This window comes from Actinomadura sp. KC345 (assembly GCF_004348515.1).
Taxonomy (GTDB): Bacteria; Actinomycetota; Actinomycetes; order Streptosporangiales; family Streptosporangiaceae; genus Spirillospora.
This window is the reverse complement of the sequence record NZ_SMKH01000145.1, coordinates 1-18810: the sequence shown is the minus strand read 5'-3', so window position 1 is coordinate 18810 and position 18810 is coordinate 1. Positions and strand designations below refer to the sequence as shown.

The window sequence follows — 18810 nt, the reverse complement described above, 5'->3', positions numbered from 1 at the left end:
CCCTTGCCGACCCCGCTCTTGCCGACCTCGCTCATCGCCCGCCTCCGTTGCGGCCGTGGACGGCGAAGACGGCCGCGATCCCGCCGAGCAGCGCGGCCGCCGCCACCCCCGTGTGCGTCCAGATGGACGGCAGATCGCGGGTCGTGACGACCGGATCCGGCGGGAGCCCGTACACCTCCGGCTCGTCCAGGAGGAGGAAGAACGCGCCGTCGCCGCCGACGCCGTCCTCCGGATCGTGGCCGTACAGGCGCGCGTCCTCCACGCCGATGCCGTGGAGCTGGTCGACGCGCAGGGCGGCGCGCTCGCGCAGCTCGTCGAGCGGCCCGTACTGGATGGAGTCGGTCGGGCACGCCTTCGCGCACGCCGGTTCCAGGCCCGCGCCCAGCCGGTCGTAGCACATGGTGCACTTCCAGGCCCGGCCGTCGCCCTTGCGCTGGTCGATCACGCCGTACGGGCACGCGGGGATGCAGTAGCCGCACCCGTTGCAGATGTCCTCCTGGACGACGACGGTGCCGAACTCGGTGCGGAACAGCGAGCCGGTCGGGCAGACGTCCAGGCAGGCGGCGTGCGTGCAGTGCTTGCACACGTCGGACGCCATCAGCCAGCGCATGTCCGTCGCACCGCCGCCGGGGGCCTCGCCGGGGGCGTTCTCGTGGTCGATGCCCGAATCGGCGCGGCCCATGGGCTTGTCCTGCTCGATGAACGCGACGTGCCGCCAGGTGTCCGCGCCGAGGCCCTGGGTGTTGTCATAGGACATGCCGGTGAACTCGAGGCCGTCCTCGGGGATGGCGTTCCATTCCTTGCAGGCCACCTCGCACGCCTTGCAGCCGATGCACACGGACGTGTCGGTGAAGAAGCCCATCCTGGGGGGTGGGTCGGCGTAGCCCGCGTTCTCCGTGACGTCGGGCTCCGGCCCCGCCAGCAGGTTCCGTCCGACCAGGCTGCTCATCCCACGACCTCCCATTCCCCGGCCTCCGATCCGCAGGGCGCTGGGCACCTTCCCGGGGAGCCGCGCCCTACACCTCCCGGAAAGCGTCTCCGGGACGCCCGCCGGCCGGTGGCGCCGTCCATTGACGCCGATTTCGGCGGCTGGATAGCTTCTGGGGATGACGGCTGAACGGGTCGATTACGCGGGACCGCTGGACCAGACGCTCGGTCTCCTCGTGGTCGAGGCGTCCGATCAGGAGGTCGTGGCCGAGCTGGAGGTCACCGGCAAGCTCATGCAGGCGTACGGGATCGTGCACGGCGGCGTGTACTGCGCGATCACCGAGTCGGTGTGCAGCATGGGCGCGGCGCTGACGGTCGGGCTGGACAGCCAGGTCGTCGGCGTCAGCAACCACACCCGGTTCATCCGGGCCGTGCGCGGCGGCAGGCTGACCGCCCGCGCCCGCCCCGTCGACCGGGTGGACGACCACGTGACCTGGCAGGCGACGATCACCGACGAGAGGGACCGCGTGGTCGCCGAGGGCACCGTCAACCTCCTGCGGCTCACCCCCTCCGGCTAGTCCGGCCCTCCTGGGGCGGGCCGGGGTCAGTCCTGGGACATGGTCTTCCACTGGCGGTCGGCGACGGGGCGCCAGGTGCCGTGGCGCTCGTGGAAGAGGGCGAACGCCTGGGAGCCGCACCAGTCGTCGGGGAGCAGTTCCGCCGGGAGGCCGGGGTCGAGGAACGGGAACCGCCGCCATTCCTGGACGAGCCTGGTGTGCGCGGCGAACGTCCCGGGATCGTCGACGGGACGCAGGGCGCGGACGGCGTCGAGGAAGTCCTCGTAGGCCAGCTCGATCTCGTCCAGGTTCCACGCCTGCGCGGCCACCTGCCGCGCCTCGGACAGGTCGCCGAGCCGCCCGGTGAACAGGGTGGAGGAGTCCGCGACGCCGATCTCGGTGAGGACCCCGCGGACCTCCGGCTCGCGCTCCGGATGCGGGCTCACCCACACGCCCGGGGCCAGGTTGCCGAGCCCGCTCCAGGCGAGCCGGGTCCGCAGCAGATGGCGGAGCCTGCGGCTGGTCTCGGGGACGGTGGCCATGACGATGAGCCACTGCCCGTCCCACGCGCCGACCGGCCGGCCGGAGCCGTAGATCCGCTCGGTGCCGTCGGTGAGGAGCCGCTCCCCGGACGGGGTGAGCCGCCAGGCGGTGCGGCGGCCGTGCCGTTCCCCGGCGACCCAGCCCTCGGTGGCGCTGCGGGCGAGCGCCTGCCGGACGGCCTTCTCCTCCACCCCGAGCAGGCCGAGCGCCCGCAGGAACGCCGCCGTCCAGACCGGCTCCCCGGCCGGGAGGACGAACTCGCCCAGCACGGTCAGCAGCAGCGACCGGGCGCTCGCGGCGCCGAGCTCGCGCCGCCGCCGGAACTGCGGCCCGGTGTGCGGCGCGTGATCGCCCGTTCGGGGCATCTGCTCTCCCTCCAGCCCGTGGTGTCCCTGCCCGTGGCGTTATGGGGCCTTCGCGGACCCGGCCGTCCATGGAACGCTGTCCAGTATCGCGCGGCACCCGCCGCGCGGCACGGTCATTCCACAAGTCTATTGACTGTCGTTTTGTCGATGTAGAGCATGTGTGGCACGGTTCCCGGCGAAGGGAAGGCCCGATGACCGTTGAAACGGCGACCGCACCGGTCCAGCCCGGCACGTTCAACGCCTCCGAATACCTGCTCCAGGCGGCGGTCCGGCCCGATACCGCGGGCCGGACCGCGCTCACCGGTCCGGGCGGTGACGTCACCTACGCCGACCTGGCCGGCCTCGCCGGGCGGATCGCCGCCGGGCTGGAGGGCCGGGGGGTGCGCGCGGAGGAGCGCGTGGTCCTGTTCATGGCCGACGGTCCGCTCATGGCCGCCGCGATCCTCGGCGCGATGCGGCTCGGCGCGGTTCCCGTCCCGGTGTCGACGATGCTGACCGGCGTGGAGCTCGCGGCCCTCCTCAACGACGCCCGCGCCAGGATCGTGCTGGTCAGCGACCGGTTCGCGGTGGCGGGCGAGGCTGCGCTCGCGCACGCGCCGGGCATCCGCCAGGTGGTGGTCGAGGGGGACGCGGCCCTGCGCGCTCCGGAAGGCGTCCGGGTGAGCCGCGTCGACGACCTGGTCGAGGATGGGCGGGCGCGGGGAGGCGAACTGCTCGACCCCTACCTGACCTCGGACGACTCCAGCGCGCTGTGGCTCTACACGTCCGGGACGACGGGCCGCCCGAAAGGCGCGATGCACCGGCACGCCAACATCCGCCATGTCGTGGAGACCTACGGCCGCCAGGTCCTCGGCATCACGCCCGAGGACCGCTGCTACTCGGTCGCCAAGCTGTTCTTCGCCTACGGGATCGGCAACTCGCTGTTCTTCCCCCTCGCCGTGGGCGCGACGACGGTTCTGGACCCCGACCGCCCCACGCCCGCGTCGGTGGCCGAACGGCTGGCCGAGTACCGCCCGACGCTGTTCTTCGCCGTCCCCACCTTCTATGCCGCGATCCTGAACGCGGACGTGCCCGCGGAGGCGTTCGCGTCCGTGCGGCTCGCGGTGTCGGCGGGCGAGCCGCTGCCCGCCGAGCTGTGCCGCCGCTTCACCGCCACGTACGGAGTGGAGATCATCGACGGGATCGGCTCGACGGAGTGCCTGCACATCTTCCTGTCGAACCGCCCCGGGCAGGTCCGCCCCGGCACCACCGGCACCGCCGTCCCCGGGTACGAGCTGCGCGTCGTGGACGCCGACGGCGCCGACGTCGAGCCGGGCACCCCGGGCTCGCTGCTGGTGAAGGGCGAGTCGATCGCGACGGGGTACTGGTGCCGCACCGGCACCACCCGGCAGGTGTTCCAGGGGGAGTGGCTGCGCACCGGCGACACGTACGTGGTCGACGGCGACGGCTACTACACGTGCCTCGGCCGGACGGGCGACATGCTCAAGTCGGGCGGCATCTGGGTGTCGCCGGCCGAGGTGGAGGCGCGGCTGCTGGAGCATCCGGCCGTGTCGATGGCCGCGGTCGTCGGGCTGCCGGACGCCGACGGGCTGGACAAGCCGGTCGCCTGCGTCGTCCTCAAGGAGGGGGCGTCCGCCGGGCCGGGAGGGCTGATCGACTTCTGCCGCGCGGGGCTCGCGTCGTTCAAGCGCCCTCGCGAGGTGCTGATCATGGAGAGGCTCCCGACGACCCCGACCGGCAAGCTCCGCCGCTTCGCCGTCCGCGAGCTGGCCGCGGCCCTGCTCGACACCCCCTGACCGCGGTGCCGGACCCGTCCGGGCGAAACGGCCCGTGAGCAAATGTGCTACAAACTCTTGACGTTGTGACCGTGTCCTGTGGAGCATGAAGGGACACGGCCGGCACGCGGAAGGACGTCTCATGGCCAACCCCGACAGCTCGGCCCCGCATGTGGAGTTCCGGGTGGACCCGTCCGGCTACCGGCACTGGTCCCTGGACGTCGACGGGCAGGTCGCCACGCTGACGATGGCGGTGGACGAGCAGGGCGGCCTGGTCCCCGGCTACGAGCTGAAGCTCAACTCCTACGACCTGGGCGTGGACATCGAGCTCTACGACGCCGTCCAGCGGCTCCGGTTCGAGCATCCGGGCGTCCGCGCGGTCGTGGTCACCAGCGGCAAGGAGAAGATCTTCTGCGCGGGCGCCAACATCCGGATGCTCGCCGGGTCCCCGCACACGTGGAAGGTCAACTTCTGCAAGTTCACCAACGAGACCCGCAACGGCATCGAGGACGCGACGGCGAACTCGGGCCAGACCTACCTGGCGGCGTGCAACGGCACCGCGTCCGGCGGCGGCTACGAGCTGGCCCTGGCCTGCGACCACATCATGCTGGTGGACGACCGGTCCGCGGCGGTGTCGCTGCCGGAGCTGCCGCTGCTCGGCGTGCTGCCCGGGACCGGCGGCCTGACCCGCGTGTCGGACAAGCGGCACGTCCGCCGCGACCGCGCCGACCACTTCTCCACCAAGGCCGAGGGCCTCGGCGGAAAGAAGGCCGTCGCGTGGCGGCTGGTGGACGAGGCCGTGCCCCGCACCGCCTGGGACGCGACGGTCGCCGAACGCGCGAGCGAACTGGCCGCCCGCTCGTCCCGGCCGCGGGACGCCGCGGGCGTCACGCTCACGCCGCTCGGCAAGACGCGCACCGCCGAGGCCGTCGTCTACCGGCACGTGTCGGCGGACCTCGACCGGGACGCGGGCACCGTCGAGATCACCGTCACGGGCCCGGACTCGGCCCCCGAGGGCTTCGACGACGTGCACCGCCAGGGCGCGGACTTCTGGACGCTCGCCATGACCCGCGAGCTGGACGACCTGATCCTCGACCTGCGCACCAACGAGCCGGACCTCGGTACCTGGATCTTCCGCACCGCCGGCGACGCCGGGAACGTCCTGGCCCATGACCGGCTCCTGCTCGGCCATGCCGGCGACTGGCTCGCCAACGAGATCCTGCACTACCTCAAGCGCACGCTGAAGCGCCTCGACGTCACCAGCCGCAGCCTCATCGCCCTGATCGAGCCGGGCGGTTGCTTCGCCGGCTCGCTCCTGGAGATCGCGCTTGCCGCCGACCGGTCCTTCCAGCTCGACGGCGTCTTCGAGGACGTCGACCCGGACGCCGACCCCGCCGCGATCACCGTGGACGCGATGAACCTCGGCCCGCTGCCGATGGGCAACGGCCTCACCCGCCTGGAGACCCGCTTCCTCGGCGACGACGCCGCGCTCGCCGCCGTCCGCGACGCCGAGGGCAAGCCGCTGGAGGCCGCGGACGCCGAGCGCCTCGGCCTGGTCACCTTCGCGCCCGACGACATCGACTGGGACGAGGAGGTCCGCATCACCGTCGAGGAGCGGTCCGGCTTCAGCCCCGACGCGCTGACCGGCCTGGAGGCCAACTACCGCTTCCCCGGCCCGGAGACCCTGGAGACGAAGATCTTCGGACGGCTCACCGCCTGGCAGAACTGGATCTTCGCCCGCCCGAACGCGTCCGGCCCGGACGGCGCCCTGCGCCGCTACGGCACCGGGCGGCGCCCCGACTTCGACCGAAAGCGAGTGTGACCATGCGAGCGAGCGGGGCCGACTACTCCGAGAAGATCCCCAACAACGTCGACCTGCACGAGGACCGGCGGCTCCAGCGCGCCCTGGAGTCGTGGCAGCCCGACTTCCTGACCTGGTGGGAGTCGATGGGCCCGACGCTCCCCACCCGGGACGTCTACCTGCGCACGGCCGTCGACGTCGGCCGCGAAGGCTGGGCGCACTTCGGGCACGTCGCCATGAAGGACTACCGGTGGGGCATCTTCCTGGCCGAACGCGACGGCGACCGCCGCATCGGCTTCGGCCAGCACAAGGGCGAGCCCGCCTGGCAGAAGGTCCCGGGGGAGTACCGCGCCGACCTCCAGCGCCTCATCGTCATCCAGGGCGACACCGAGCCCGCCTCCGTCGAGCAGCAGCGCAACCTCGGCGCGACCGCGCCCAGCCTCTACGACCTGCGCAACCTGTTCCAGGTGAACGTCGAGGAGGGCCGCCACCTGTGGGCGATGGTCTACCTCCTGCACGCCTACTTCGGACGCGAGGGACGCGAGGAGGCCGAAGAGCTCCTGCACCGCAACTCCGGGAGCGAGGAGTCACCGCGCATCCTGGGCGCCTTCAACGAGGAGACCCCGGACTGGCTCTCCTTCTTCATGTTCACCTACTTCACCGACCGGGACGGCAAGTACCAGCTCGGCACGCTGAAGGAGTCCGGCTTCGACCCGCTCTCGCGGACGTGCGAGTTCATGCTCAAGGAGGAGGCCCACCACATGATGGTCGGCACCACGGGCATCGACCGCGTCGTCGAGCGGACCGTCGAGCTCATGAAGGAGCATGACACCGACGACGTCACCGGCCACGGCGCGATCTCGCTCGACGTCGTCCAGAAGTACCTGAACTTCCACTACTCGGTGTCGCTCGACCTGTTCGGCTCCGAGACGTCCAGCAACGTCGCGAACTACTACACGGCCGGGCTCAAGGGCCGCTGGCTGGAGGGGCGCCGCAAGGACGACCACCGTCTCACCGACGACGCGATGATGGTGGACGCCCTCGTCGAGGGCGCAGTCGGCCAGACCGAGGTCGCCGCCCTGACGGGCCTGAACACCGACCTGCGCCGCGAGTACATCGCCGACTGCCAGAGCGGCGTCAACCGCTGGAACCGCATCCTGGCCGACGCGGGCCTCCCGCAGCGCCTCTCCCTGCCCAGCATCGCGTTCAACCGCAGGGTCGGCGCGTTCGCGGGCATCGAGGCGACCCCGGACGGCGAGATCATCACCGCCGGGGAATGGGACCGGCGCAGCGGCGCCTGGCTCCCCACGGAGGTCGACAAGACGCACGTCCGCTCCCTGATGCGCCCCGTCCACGAACGCGGCAGGATCGCCGGCTGGATCGCCCCGCCCCGCAACGGCATCAACGGCCGCCCCTTCGACTACGAGTACGTGAGGCTGTAGCCCCTCAACGGGCGAGGTGCCGCGATATGACCATGCGCTGGATCTGGTTGGTGCCTTCGAAGATCTGCATCACCTTCGCCTCGCGCATGAAACGCTCGACGGGGAAGTCGCGGGTGTAGCCGGCGCCGCCGAGGACCTGGACGGCGTCCGTGGTCACCTTCATCGCGTTGTCGGTGGCGACCAGCTTGGCGATGGACGCCTCCCGGCCGTAGGGGCGGCCCGCGTCCTTCAGCCGCGCCGCCGCCAGGTAGGTGGCCCGCGCCGACTCGGTAGCGGCGGCCATGTCGGCCAGCACGAACGCCAGCCCCTGGTGGTCGATGATCGCCTTGCCGAACGCCTCCCGCTCCTTGGCGTAGGCGACGGCGGTGTCGAGCGCGCCCTGGGACAGGCCCGTGGCGACGGCGGCGATGCCGAGCCGCCCGGCGTCCAGGCCGGCGAGCGCGATCGACAGCCCCTGCCCCTCGTGCCCGATCAGGTTGGCGGCCGGGACGCGGGCGCCGACGAACCGGACGGTCGCGGTCGTCGACCCCATGAGGCCCATCTTGTCCTCGGGCTCGTCGAACTCCAGCCCGGGGGTGCCAGCCGGGACGTGGAAGCAGGAGACGCCGCGGGCCCCGTCATCGGACGTGCGGGCCATGACGGTGTAGAAGTCGGCCTTGCCGCCGTGGGTCGTCCACGCCTTGGCGCCGTTCAGCACGTAGGAGTCGCCGTCGCGGACGGCCCTGGCCCGCATCGCCGCCGGGTCGGAGCCCGCGTGGGCCTCCGACAGGCAGTACGCGCCGAGGCTCTCGCCGGACAGCATGTCCGGGAGCCACCGGGCGCGCTGCTCGTCCGTCCCGTAGGCGAACAGCGGGAAGCACGACAGCGCGTGCACGCTGACGCCGACGCCCACGCTCGCCCACGCCGCGCCGATCTCCTCCAGGACCTGCAGGTAGATCTCGTACGGCTGGGCGCCGCCCCCGAACTCCTCCGGGTACGGCAGCGTCAGCAGTCCGGCCCGCCCGAGCGTCGCGAACACCTCGCGCGGGAACGTGCCGCTCCGCTCGTAGTCCGCGACCCGCGGCGCCAGCTCCTTCGCCGCGATCTCGCGGGTGAGGGCGACGAGGTCCTCGGACTCGGGGGTGGGCAGGTGCCGGACGGCGGGCATGGCGGACTCCTTTCGGCACCCCCACAGTACCGAGCGCACCGGTGCCGCCCGGACGGCGCGGGCTAGACGGTGGCCGACTGGACCGCGTGCTCCACCAGGGCGACGAGGACGTCCCTCGCCACGTCGCGGCGCCGCACGTCGCACAGCATCACCGGGACCTGCGGGTCGACGTCCAGGGCGTCCCGGATCTCCTCGACGGTGTAGCGGCGGGCGCCGTCGAAGACGTTGGCGGCGACGACGAACGGGATCTCCCGCTGCTCGAAGAAGTCGATCGAAGCGAAGCTCGTGGAGAGCCGCCGCGTGTCGACCAGGACGATCGCGCCGACCGCGCCGTAGGCGATCTGGTCCCACATGAACCAGAACCGCTCCTGCCCCGGCGTCCCGAACAGGTACAGCCGGACGCCGCCGGAGAACGTCAGCCGGCCGAAGTCCATGGCGACGGTCGTGGTCGTCTTGCCCTCCACGCCGTGCAGGTCGTCCACGCCGGCGGAGGCGTCGGTGAGGGTCTCCTCGGTGCGCAGCGGGCGGATCTCGCTGACCGCGCCGACGAGGGTGGTCTTGCCGACACCGAACCCCCCGGCCACGAGGATCTTCAGCGTGTGCTGGGGGACGTCGTCGTCGTACCCCTGCGGGACGAGCCGGCTGTCAGAGGCGGCGGAGTTCATCGAGGACTCTCATCAGTATGCGGTGATCGGGACGGTCGGGCTGCTCGCCGGGGTCGCCCTGCGGCATCTCCTCGACGAGGCCGTACTGGTGCAGGTCCTCCAGCAGGATCTGCACGACCCGGTACGGAAGATCGGTCTCCGAGGCGAGGTCGGCGGGGGTGGACGGACGCCGGCAGAGCTCCAGCAGCCGCCGCTGCTCGCGCGAGAGCCACACCCGGTCGCCCGGGGTCCGGCCCGTCGCGACGAGGATGGTGACGAGGTCGACGGTGAACCCGCGGGGGCGGGTGCGCCCGCGGGTCATCGCGTACGGCCGGACGATCGGGCCCGCGTCGTGCCCGACCCAGCGCTCTCTCGGCGTCTCCACGACGGCTCAGTCCGAGGCGCCCGGGGCCGGTGGCTCGCCCTCGGGCCCGGCGGGCGTCCGCGGCGAGGCGGACAGGTGCCGCCGCACCCGCTTGATCAGCATCGTCGTCTCGTAGGCGACGAGGCCGGCGTTCCCGCCGGCGTCGCTGAGCACGGCCAGGCAGCTTCCGCTGCCGGCCGGCACGACGAAGAACAGGCTGTCGTCCAGTTCCACGACGGTCTGCCGCACCTGCGTGGCCTCGAAGTGCTCGCGGGCGCCGTTGGCCAGGCTGTGGAAGCCCGACGACAGCGCGGCGAGGAACTCCGCGTCCCTGCGGGTGACCTCCCCGGACGCGCCCATGACCAGGCCGTCCCTGGACAGCAGAACGGCCTGGCGGACCTCGCCCACCCGTTCGACCAGATCGTTGAGCAGCCAGTCGAGCTCGCCGGTGGCGTGGCCCTGCCGCGTCATGAGTCCCCCCATACGTCATGTGGATCGAGATCGCCCGGCCCGTCGTCGGCGTCCCTGCCGCGCAGCCAGCCCGACTGTAGCGAGGCCATCAGCGTGCGGCTGAACTCCGGATTCGGCTCCTCGAAGTCGTCGTCCGGCCGCGCCGCCGGCTCGGGACGCCCGGTGACCGGCCGTTCGCGCAGCTGGGGAGCGAGGTTGCGCTGCCGGACCCGGCGCGGAAGCCGCCCGGTGATCTCACTGTCCTCGGCCTCCACCGGTTCCGGATCCGTCTCGGATGGCCGGGTTCGGTCAACGATATGGCCCGGCGTGCTGGAAGACGCGGGCGAATTGAAGGTCACGGGCGGGGCATTGGAATCCTGCGGGCTGAACGGGGCCGGCGCGCCCGGCGGACCGGCCAGCGCGGGGCGGACCGGGCGGCCGAGCCGTGCCGTGCCAGGGACGCCCGGCGCGACCGCTTGGACGGTCTCTGCGCCGTACGCCTGCAACTGCTCGTCCAGGACCACCAGGGACTGCGGGATGAGGACGATCGCGGTCGTGCCCCCGTAGGGCGAGGGATGGAGCGTGACCTTGATGCCGTGCCGGGCCGCCAGCCGCGCGACGACGAACAGCCCGAGCCGCTCGGTGTCGACCAGGTCGAACTCGACGGCGCTGGCGAGGCGCTGGTTCAGCTCGTGCAGCTCGTCGGGCTGCAGGCCGATGCCGCGGTCCACGACCTCCACCGCGAGGCCGTTGGCGACGGTCTCGATCTTCACGGTGACGTCGGTGGCCGGCGGGGAGTAGGCGGCGGCGTTCTCGATCAGCTCGGCGAGCAGGTGGACGACGTCGGCGACCACGTCCCCGGTGACCGCGGCCGACGAGGCGCCGATCAGCTCGATCCTCCGGTAGTCCTCGACCTCGGCGATCGCGGCGCGCACCACGTCCTCGGCGGCGACCGGTTGGTCCCAGGCCCGGACGGTCGGCGAGCCGGACAGGATGACCAGGCCCTCGGCGTGCCGCCGCATGCGGGTGGTCAGGTGGTCGAGCCGGAACAGGTCGTCCAGCTCCTCGGGGCTGGACGCGCGCCGCTCCATCTGGTCCAGCAGCCGGAGCTGCCGGTGCAGCAGCGACTGGCTGCGCCACGACAGGTTGACGAAGACCCGGTTGATGCTCTCGCGCAGGTCCGCCTCACCGATCGCGGTGCTGATGGCCGTCCGCTGGACGGTGTCGAGCGCCTCGCCGACCAGGGCCACCTCGCGGGTCCTGGCGGCCTCCGGGCGAGGCGTCTCGGTCTCCAGGTCCACCGGTTCGCCGCGCCGCAGCCGCGCGACGACGCGGGGCAGCCGCTCGTGCGCCAGCTCCTGCGCCGACCGCTGCAGCCGCCGGAGCTCGGCCGCGTGGCGGCGGGCGAACAGCAGCGACAGCACGAGGGAGGCGACGACCGCGAGCAGCCCGACGCCGCCCGTGAGGTAGACCCGCAGCCAGATCCGCCGGTCGGCCGGCTCGACGTCGTCCTGCCGGATCTCCTCGCTGGCCTTGAGGACCGCGCCGAGCCACATCTGCCCGGCCGTCGCGGTGGCGGTCTTCCAGCGTTGCGGGTCCGGGGCCCTTCCCCGCTGCACGACGGAGTTCTCCAGCGCCACGAACTCGGCGTAGGCGGGGGATCCCGCCAGATCCCCGATGGTCCGCGCGGCGCGGCCGCTGAACTGGACCTCGCCGAGCGCGAACAGCTGCGAGCGGCCACCCGCCCACCGGGCGAACGCGGCCCGCTCGGTGGACGCCAGCCGGCCGCGCAGGTTGGAGAGCAGCAGGTCCTCGCGGAGCACGAAGTCGTGCGCCCAGAACATGTAGAGGGCGCCCTTGTTCTGCTGGAGGACGGTCACGTCCTCCAGGGCCACGAGCGTGCTGAGCAGCCGTGCCGTGGTGTCGATGACGCCGCTGTAGGCGTCGATCGCCTCCAGCGCGGAGATGTCGCGCGCGTTGATCCTCGACCGGGCACCGGCCAGCCGGTTGAACTGCTCGCCGGTGTCGCGCATCCGCCGCACCGCCGCGCCGGGCATGTTCCCGAGGAGGTCGGGGGAGAGCGCCACGGCGCGGAAGGCGTCCGCCGCCTCGTCGGTCTTCTCCGTCGCCTCCCGGAACTTCTGCGTCGCCGCGGTGGACGGCGACGCCAGCGCCGCGACCGCGGCGGCGCGTTCCCCCTGCACGGCCTGCATGGCGAGTCTGGACGGGTCGCCGACACGGTCGTAGCCGTCCGCGTACTGGTTCTGCCGGACCGCGTCGTCGATCGCGGGAGCGGCCGAGAACGCCCAGAGGACCACCAGCGACACGAGCGGGATCGCCAGGAGCGGTATGATCCGCCGTCCGATCGGGCGCGTGCGCGGACGCCCGTGCGATCGGTGCACCTGTTCGGGACTCGACAACGGCCCACTCCTGCTGGTCGGCGGCCACTTCCAAGGGTGAGGAACTATACTCACGCCGATTTGCCCGGGCCACCGTCTCAACTGCTGGACACGGGCCGGAAAAGGAGAATGGCGCCTGCCTGTGGCGGGGCCCCTGAATCCCTGCTACGGGATGCGATTTATCGTCGTTTTATCATCGTTCTCCCAGGTCAAAGGTATACGGCTGGGCGGCGATTCCGATGCGGGCATTGCGGAATGCGGATCGGTCGCGTGGTCATGATCGACACCAACGGTGGAGGCGACGGGACGGACCGTGACCGTCAAACGGGCCGGTCGCCCGCGAAGTGAGGTCCGGGAGCGGCCAATGTCGGCCGTCTTCGAAGCGAAATCGTTTCCTTTTGCGGGAAATGACGCGTGTCAACCTCCGGGTTGATTCGTCCCTCGAACAGGGCCGCCCTTCCGGACCGCCGGGAGTCAGCGCGGCGAGAGCGTCTCGGCGATCGTCCGCAGCGCCGGACGCGGGTCCTCGCCCTGCCCGGCCAGCACTTGGACGGCGACGTGGTCGGCGCCCGCCTCCAGGTGGCCGGTGAGCCGCGCCGCCACCGCCGCCGGATCCCCGTGCGCGACGAGCGCGTCGGTGATCGCGTCGCTGCCTTCCCCGGCGACGTCCTCGTCGGTGAAGCCCAGCCGCTTCCAGCTGGAGACGTAGTTCCTGAGCTTGAAGTAGAAGCCGATCTTCTCCCTGGCGAGCGCGCGGGCCCGCTCGGGGTCGGTGTCGAGCACGACCTTCTGGTCGGGTGCGAGGAGCGGGCCGTCGCCCAGCAGCTCACGCGCCCGGCGGGTGTGCTCGGGCGTGGTCAGGTACGGGTGCGCGCCGCCCGCGCGCTCCGCCGACAGCCGCAGCACCTTCGGCCCCAGCGCGGCCAGGACCCGTCCCTCCACCGGGACGCCCTCGGCGTCGAGCCGGTCCAGATATTGGACGATCGTCTCGTACGGGCTCCGGTACTCCTGCGTCGCCTCCGGGTGGCCGATGCCGGCGCCGAGCAGGAACCGCCCGCCGTAAGCCCCGTCGAGCCGGTGGTAGGAGGCGGCCACCTCCTCCGCGGGCGTGTCCCACATGTTCACGATCCCGGTCGCGATCACGATGCGGTCGGTGGCGGCGAGGAGCCGTTCGGCGATCTTCAGGTCCCCGCGCGGCGAGCCGCCGATCCAGATGGCGCCGTAGCCGAGGTCCTCGACGTCCTTGGCCAGCTCCGGATCCAGTTCGCTCCACGGGCGCCAGATTCCGAGACGTCCCAGTTCGATCTTCGTCATACCGCCTCCAACACCTCGTCCTGCCGTTTCATGCCTCCCTTCCCCGGTGCCAGGATGTGACCCATGACCGACCGGCCCCGCCTGCTGCTCCTGGACGGCCACTCGCTGGCGTACCGGGCGTACTACGCGCTGCCTGTCGAGAACTTCAGCACGACCACCGGGCAGCCGACCAACGTCGTGTACGGGTTCGCGAACATGCTGGCCAACGTGCTGCGCGACGAGCGCCCGACGCACGCGGCGGTCGCGTTCGACGTGTCGCGGCGGACGTTCAGGACCGAGGCGTTCCCCGAGTACAAGGCGACCCGGTCGCGCTCGCCCGAGGGGTTCGGCGGCCAGCTGGAGATCCTGGACGAACTGCTCGCCGCGATGAGCCTGCCGGTGCTGCGGATGCCCGGCTACGAGGCCGACGACGTCATCGCGTCGCTCACCGCCAGGGCCGAGGCGGACGGCCTCCAGGTCCTGATCGTCACCGGCGACCGGGACGTGCTCCAGCTCGTCGGCGACGACGTCACCGTCCTGTACTTCTACCGGACGGCCTCGGAGATGATCCGGTACACGCCGGAGGCGGTGCGGGAGAAGTACGGGCTGACCCCGGCGCAGTACCCGGACTTCGCGGCGCTGCGCGGCGACCCGTCCGACAACCTGCCGAGCATCCCGGGCATCGGCGAGAAGACGGCGGCGAAGTGGGTCCGGGAGTTCGGCTCCCTCGACGCGCTGCTGGACCGCGCGGACGAGGTGAAGGGCAAGGCGGGCGAGAAGCTGCGCGCCGCCGCGGACTCCGTCCGGCTGAACCGGCGGCTGACCGAACTCGTCCGCGACCTGGACCTGCCGGTCGGGATCGGCGACCTGCGGCGGCGGCCCTACGACCTGTCCGCGTTCACGTCCCTGCTGGACGAGCTGGAGTTTCGCAACGCCAGCCTCCGGCAGCGGCTGTTCGCCGCCGACCCGGGCGGCGGCCGGCCGCCCGAGGCGGGGGCGCGGGAGGCCGGGACCCCCGAGCCGATCGAGGGCCGTGAGCTGGGTCCCGGCGAGCTGGCGCCCTGGCTCCGGACGAGGGCGGCCGGGCCGACCGGGCTGGCCGCCGACTGGACCTGGGCCCGCGGCGCGGGCGGCATCGCCCGGATCGCGCTGGCCACCGGCGACGGCCACGCGGCCTCGTTCGAGCCGTCCGGCCTCACCGTGGACGACGAGCGGGCCTTCGCGGAATGGCTGGCCGACCCCTCCCGTCCCAAGGCGCTGCACGACGTGAAGTCGCTGCTGCGCGTCTTCGGCGAGCGCGGCTGGCGGCTCGGCGGGATCGCCGCCGACACCGCGATGGCCGCCTACCTGCTCCTGCCCGGCCTGGCCGCCTACGGGATCGCCGACCTCGCCGGACGGCATCTCGGGCGCCGGCCGCCCGCCGACGGAGCGGCCGGGCTCATGCTGAGCGCCCGCGCCGTCCTCGACCTGGCGGGCAGGTTCGCCGCGGACCTGGCGTCCACGGGCATGGACGAGCTGCTGCGCGACGTCGAGCTGCCCCTGTCGGCCCTGCTCGCCAAGGCGGAGCGCACCGGCGTCCACGTCGGCGCGGAACTCCTCGGAGAGCTGGAACGGCACTTCGCCGGCGCGATGGAGCGCGCCGCCGACGAGGCCGCCGAGATCGCCGGGCGCCGCTTCAACCCCGGCTCCACGAAGCAGCTCCAGGAGGTGCTGTTCGGAGAGCTGGGCCTGCCCAGGACCAAGAAGATCAAGTCCGGGTACTCCACCGACCTCGACGCGCTGACCTGGCTCGCCACCCAGACCGACAACGGCCTCCCGCAGGTCCTGCTGCACCACCGCGACCAGGCGCGGCTGCGCACGACCGTGGCCGGGCTGATCAGGGAGATCGGCGCGGACGGCCGGATCCACACCACGTTCCAGCAGACCGTCGCCGCCACCGGCCGGCTCACCTCCACCGAGCCGAACCTCCAGGTCATCCCCGTCCGGACCGAGGAGGGGCGGCGCATCCGCCGCGCGTTCCTGCCCGGCGACGGCTTCGAGTCGCTGATGACGGCCGACTACGGGCAGCTCGAACTGCGCGTCATGGCGCACCTGTCGCAGGACCCGACGCTCCTCGCCGCGTTCGAATCCGGCGAGGACCTGCACACCACGACGGCCGCGCAGGTGTTCCGGGTCGCCCCGGACGCCGTCACCCCGGACATGCGCCGCAAGATCAAGGCCATGTCGTACGGGCTGGCGTACGGCCTGTCGGCGTTCGGCCTGGCCAAGCAGCTCGGCATCGCGATGGCCGAGGCGCGCCCGCTGATGGACGCCTACTTCGAGCGGCTCGGCGGCGTCCGCGACTACCTCGACCACGTCGTCGCCGAGGCCCGCGCCACCGGCTACACCCGCACGCTCCTCGGCCGCCGCCGCTACCTGCCCCATCTGACCAGCGACGACCGGCAGCGCCGCGAGACCGCCGAGCGGATGGCGCTCAACGCCCCGGTGCAGGGCTCGGCCGCCGACATCGTCAAGATCGCGATGCTGCGCGTGGACGAGGCGCTGACCGGCGCCGGGCTCGCCAGCCGGCTGCTGCTCCAGGTCCACGACGAGATCGTCCTGGAGGTCGCGCCGGGTGAGCGGGACGCGGTGGAGGAACTCGTCCGCACCCGCATGACCACGGCCTACCCGCTGAGCGTCGGCCTGGAGGTCGCCATCGGCGCCGGCCCCGACTGGAACGCCGCGGCCCACTGACCCACGCGGCCCACTGACCCACGCGGCGCACCGACCCACGCGGCGCACCGACCCACGGCGGCGGATACGATCACAGGGCCCGTCGCTGGGTAGGGCAATCTCGGGGGAGGCACGCATGGAGATCGAGATGATCGTCGAGATCCCCAGGGGATCGCGCAACAAGTACGAGATGGATCACCGGCTCGGCCGCATCCGGCTGGACCGGATGCTGTTCACCTCGACCCAGTATCCGGTCGACTACGGCTACATCCCGGACACCGTCGCCGACGACGGCGACCCCCTGGACGTGATGGTGCTGCTGGAGGAGCCCACGTTCCCCGGCTGCCAGATCACCGTCCGCAGCCTGGGGGTGTTCTGGATGCACGACGAGGGCGGGCCGGACGCGAAGATCCTCTCCGTCCCGTCCAAGGACGTCCGCTACCGCGAGCTTCGCGACCTGGGCGACGTCCACGAGCACATCCGGGACGAGATCGCCCACTTCTTCGACATCTACAAGAGCCTGGAGCCGAACAAGAGCACCGACGTGCGCGGCTGGCAGGACCGGAAGGTCGCCGACGAGACGATCACCCGGGCCGCCGAGCGGGCGCGCGACGCCGCCGCGGCCACGTCCTGACCCGGGCCGGGAACGCCCTGGGGTAAAACGTCGCGCGAGCGGCTTTACCGGGCGGGCCGGGCGGCGCACCATCGGGAGTGTGAGCCCGCCCAGTGACATCCAGCCGGTGGTCGGTGAGCCGGTGGTCGGTGAACCGGTGGTCATCGTGGGCGCCGGGCCGGTCGGGCTGGTCACGGCGCTGCTGCTGGCGCGGCACGGCGTGCCGAGCGTGGTGCTGGAGGCCGCCGCCCGGCGCGAACCGTCCGGGTCCCGGGCCATCTGCTTCCAGCGGGACGTCCTCGACGTGCTCGACCGGGTCGGCTGCGCCGGGCGGATGATCGCCCGCGGGGTGACGTGGACGACCGGCCGGACCTACCACCGCGGGGACGAGCTGTTCTCGGTCGCCTTCCCCGACTCCGGGGACGGCTCCGTCCCGCCCTGGATCAACATCTCCCAGGCCGAGGTGGAGGGGTACCTTCGGGACCTCGCCGCCGCCGAGCCGCTGGTCGATCTCCGGTACGGGCATCCCGTCAGCGGGCTCCACCAGGACGGACGCGGAGTCGAGGTCGACGCGGGCGCCATCGTCCGGGGCAGCCACCTGGTGGGCGCGGACGGCGGGCACAGCGCCGTCCGGCAGCTGCTCGGCATCGGCTTCCCCGGGCGGACGTTCGCCGACAGGTTCCTCATCTGCGATATCCGGGCCGAGCTGCCGTTCCCGAGCGAGCGGCGGTTCTACTTCGACCCCGAATGGAATCCCGGCCGGCAGGTGCTCGTCCACCAGTGCCCGGACGGCACCTGGCGGATCGACTGGCAGGTCCCCGCCGACCTCGACCTCGACGCCGAACGCGCCTCCGGCGCGCTGGACGCCCGGATCCGGAAGATCGTCGGGGACGTCCCGTACGAGATCGTGTGGGCGACCGTGTACCGGTTCCACGAGCGCTGCGCCGCGGCGTTCGCCTCGGGCCGCGCCTTCCTCGCCGGCGACGCCGCCCACCTGTACGCGCCGTTCGGCGCCCGCGGGCTGAACTCGGGCGTCCAGGACGCGGAGAACCTCGCCTGGAAGCTCGCCTTCGTCCGGCACGGCCGGGCGCCCGCCGCCCTGCTCGCGTCCTATGACGCCGAGCGGCGGGCCGCCGCGCGGGAGAACCTCCGCGTCACCACCCGGACGATGGAGTTCCTGGTCCCGCAGACGCCCGCGCAGCACGCCCACCGGCGCGAATGCCTGGAGAAGGCCCGGACGCACCCGGAACCGCGCACGATCATCGACTCGGGCAGGCTCGCCGAGCCGTTCTGGTACCTGGACTCGCCGCTGACCACCCCGTCCGGCCCGGTGGACGGGTTCCCGCGCGAACCCGGCGCCGCCCGCCCGCCACTTCCGGGCGTCCTCTGCCCCGACGGACCCTGCACCGTCTCCGGGGAGCCCACCCGCCTGCGCCGCCTCTTCGGCACGGACTTCGTCCTTCTGACGGCGAGGCGCCACGCGATGGAACTCCCCACCGACGTCCCGCACACGATCCACGCGCTGGACGACATCGACACCGGCGGGAATCTGCGGGCGGCCCTGGAATCCGGCCCGGACACCGTCCACGTCGTCCGCCCGGACGGCCACCTCGCCGCGGTCCTCCCGGACCCCGGCCCCGGACCCGTGACCACCGCCCTGCACCGGGCCTGCGCCCGCTGAAACCTCGTTGGCCGGGAACGCCGGGAGCATGGATCATTGGGTGGATGAGCATCCGGCTTGCGTGGGGCGTGGTGGCTTCGGGCCGGTGCGCCTGGGC

General features: G+C 72.4%; 15 protein-coding genes. 7 read left to right on the top strand and 8 right to left on the bottom strand.

What is annotated here, in order from left to right; genetic code table 11:
• Positions 1–31 precede the first annotated feature (31 nt).
• Positions 32–862 (bottom strand): 4Fe-4S dicluster domain-containing protein, encoded by an 831-nt coding sequence (locus E1281_RS22965; protein WP_243717270.1) that lies wholly within the window; start codon positions 860–862, stop codon positions 32–34.
• A 244-nt stretch (positions 863–1106) separates the two neighbouring features.
• Between E1281_RS22965 and E1281_RS22960 the strand changes: the two genes are divergently transcribed.
• A complete protein-coding gene (locus E1281_RS22960) occupies positions 1107–1505 on the top strand; it encodes a PaaI family thioesterase (protein ID WP_131881466.1) in 399 nt (132 codons plus the stop codon).
• A 26-nt stretch (positions 1506–1531) separates the two neighbouring features.
• Here the strand turns inward: E1281_RS22960 and E1281_RS22955 are convergent, their stop codons facing one another.
• Positions 1532–2392, bottom strand: a complete 861-nt coding sequence (locus tag E1281_RS22955; protein WP_131881464.1) for a PaaX family transcriptional regulator C-terminal domain-containing protein — start codon at positions 2390–2392, stop codon at positions 1532–1534.
• A 191-nt stretch (positions 2393–2583) separates the two neighbouring features.
• Here E1281_RS22955 and E1281_RS22950 point away from each other — a divergent pair, with 191 nt between their 5' ends.
• From E1281_RS22950 to boxB, 3 genes are all read left to right on the top strand, one after another.
• Positions 2584–4188, top strand: a complete 1605-nt coding sequence (locus E1281_RS22950) for a benzoate-CoA ligase family protein (RefSeq protein ID WP_131881462.1) — start codon at positions 2584–2586, stop codon at positions 4186–4188.
• Positions 4189–4309: 121 nt separating this feature from the next.
• Positions 4310–5989 (top strand): 2,3-epoxybenzoyl-CoA dihydrolase, encoded by a 1680-nt coding sequence (gene boxC, locus E1281_RS22945; RefSeq protein WP_131881460.1) that lies wholly within the window; start codon positions 4310–4312, stop codon positions 5987–5989.
• Between the two features lie 2 nt (positions 5990–5991).
• Positions 5992–7410, top strand: coding sequence for a benzoyl-CoA 2,3-epoxidase subunit BoxB (boxB, locus tag E1281_RS22940; protein WP_131881458.1), 1419 nt, complete (start codon positions 5992–5994; stop codon positions 7408–7410).
• Between the two features lie 4 nt (positions 7411–7414).
• On the opposite strand, the gene E1281_RS22935 is transcribed toward boxB, so the two are convergent.
• From E1281_RS22935 to E1281_RS22910, 6 genes are all read right to left on the bottom strand, one after another.
• Positions 7415–8557: an acyl-CoA dehydrogenase family protein gene (locus E1281_RS22935; protein WP_131881456.1), complete on the bottom strand. Its 1143-nt coding sequence runs from the start codon at positions 8555–8557 to the stop codon at positions 7415–7417.
• A gap of 62 nt (positions 8558–8619) precedes the next feature.
• A complete protein-coding gene (locus E1281_RS22930; protein ID WP_131881454.1) occupies positions 8620–9222 on the bottom strand; it encodes an ATP/GTP-binding protein in 603 nt (200 codons plus the stop codon).
• Positions 9203–9586 carry a DUF742 domain-containing protein gene (locus tag E1281_RS22925; RefSeq protein ID WP_131881452.1) on the bottom strand — a complete coding sequence of 128 codons (384 nt, stop codon included), beginning with the start codon at positions 9584–9586 and terminating at the stop codon, positions 9203–9205. The genes E1281_RS22930 and E1281_RS22925 overlap by 20 nt, the downstream gene beginning before the upstream one ends.
• Positions 9587–9592: 6 nt before the next feature.
• Positions 9593–10036 carry a roadblock/LC7 domain-containing protein gene (locus E1281_RS22920; protein WP_131881450.1) on the bottom strand — a complete coding sequence of 148 codons (444 nt, stop codon included), beginning with the start codon at positions 10034–10036 and terminating at the stop codon, positions 9593–9595.
• Positions 10033–12435: a nitrate- and nitrite sensing domain-containing protein gene (locus E1281_RS22915; RefSeq protein WP_131881448.1), complete on the bottom strand. Its 2403-nt coding sequence runs from the start codon at positions 12433–12435 to the stop codon at positions 10033–10035. The genes E1281_RS22920 and E1281_RS22915 overlap by 4 nt, the downstream gene beginning before the upstream one ends.
• Before the next feature lie 453 nt (positions 12436–12888).
• Positions 12889–13728, bottom strand: a complete 840-nt coding sequence (locus tag E1281_RS22910) for an LLM class F420-dependent oxidoreductase (protein ID WP_131881446.1) — start codon at positions 13726–13728, stop codon at positions 12889–12891.
• Between the two features lie 63 nt (positions 13729–13791).
• Between E1281_RS22910 and polA the strand changes: the two genes are divergently transcribed.
• The 3 genes from polA (at position 13792) to E1281_RS22895 (ending at position 18713) form a co-directional block, all read left to right on the top strand.
• On the top strand, positions 13792–16440 hold the full coding sequence (gene polA, locus E1281_RS22905) for a DNA polymerase I (RefSeq protein WP_131881444.1): 2649 nt from the start codon (positions 13792–13794) through the stop codon (positions 16438–16440).
• A 115-nt stretch (positions 16441–16555) separates the two neighbouring features.
• Positions 16556–17053, top strand: a complete 498-nt coding sequence (locus E1281_RS22900; RefSeq protein ID WP_131881442.1) for an inorganic diphosphatase — start codon at positions 16556–16558, stop codon at positions 17051–17053.
• Between the two features lie 79 nt (positions 17054–17132).
• Positions 17133–18713: an FAD-dependent monooxygenase gene (locus E1281_RS22895; protein WP_243717269.1), complete on the top strand. Its 1581-nt coding sequence runs from the start codon at positions 17133–17135 to the stop codon at positions 18711–18713.
• The last annotated feature ends 97 nt before the right edge of the window (positions 18714–18810 follow it).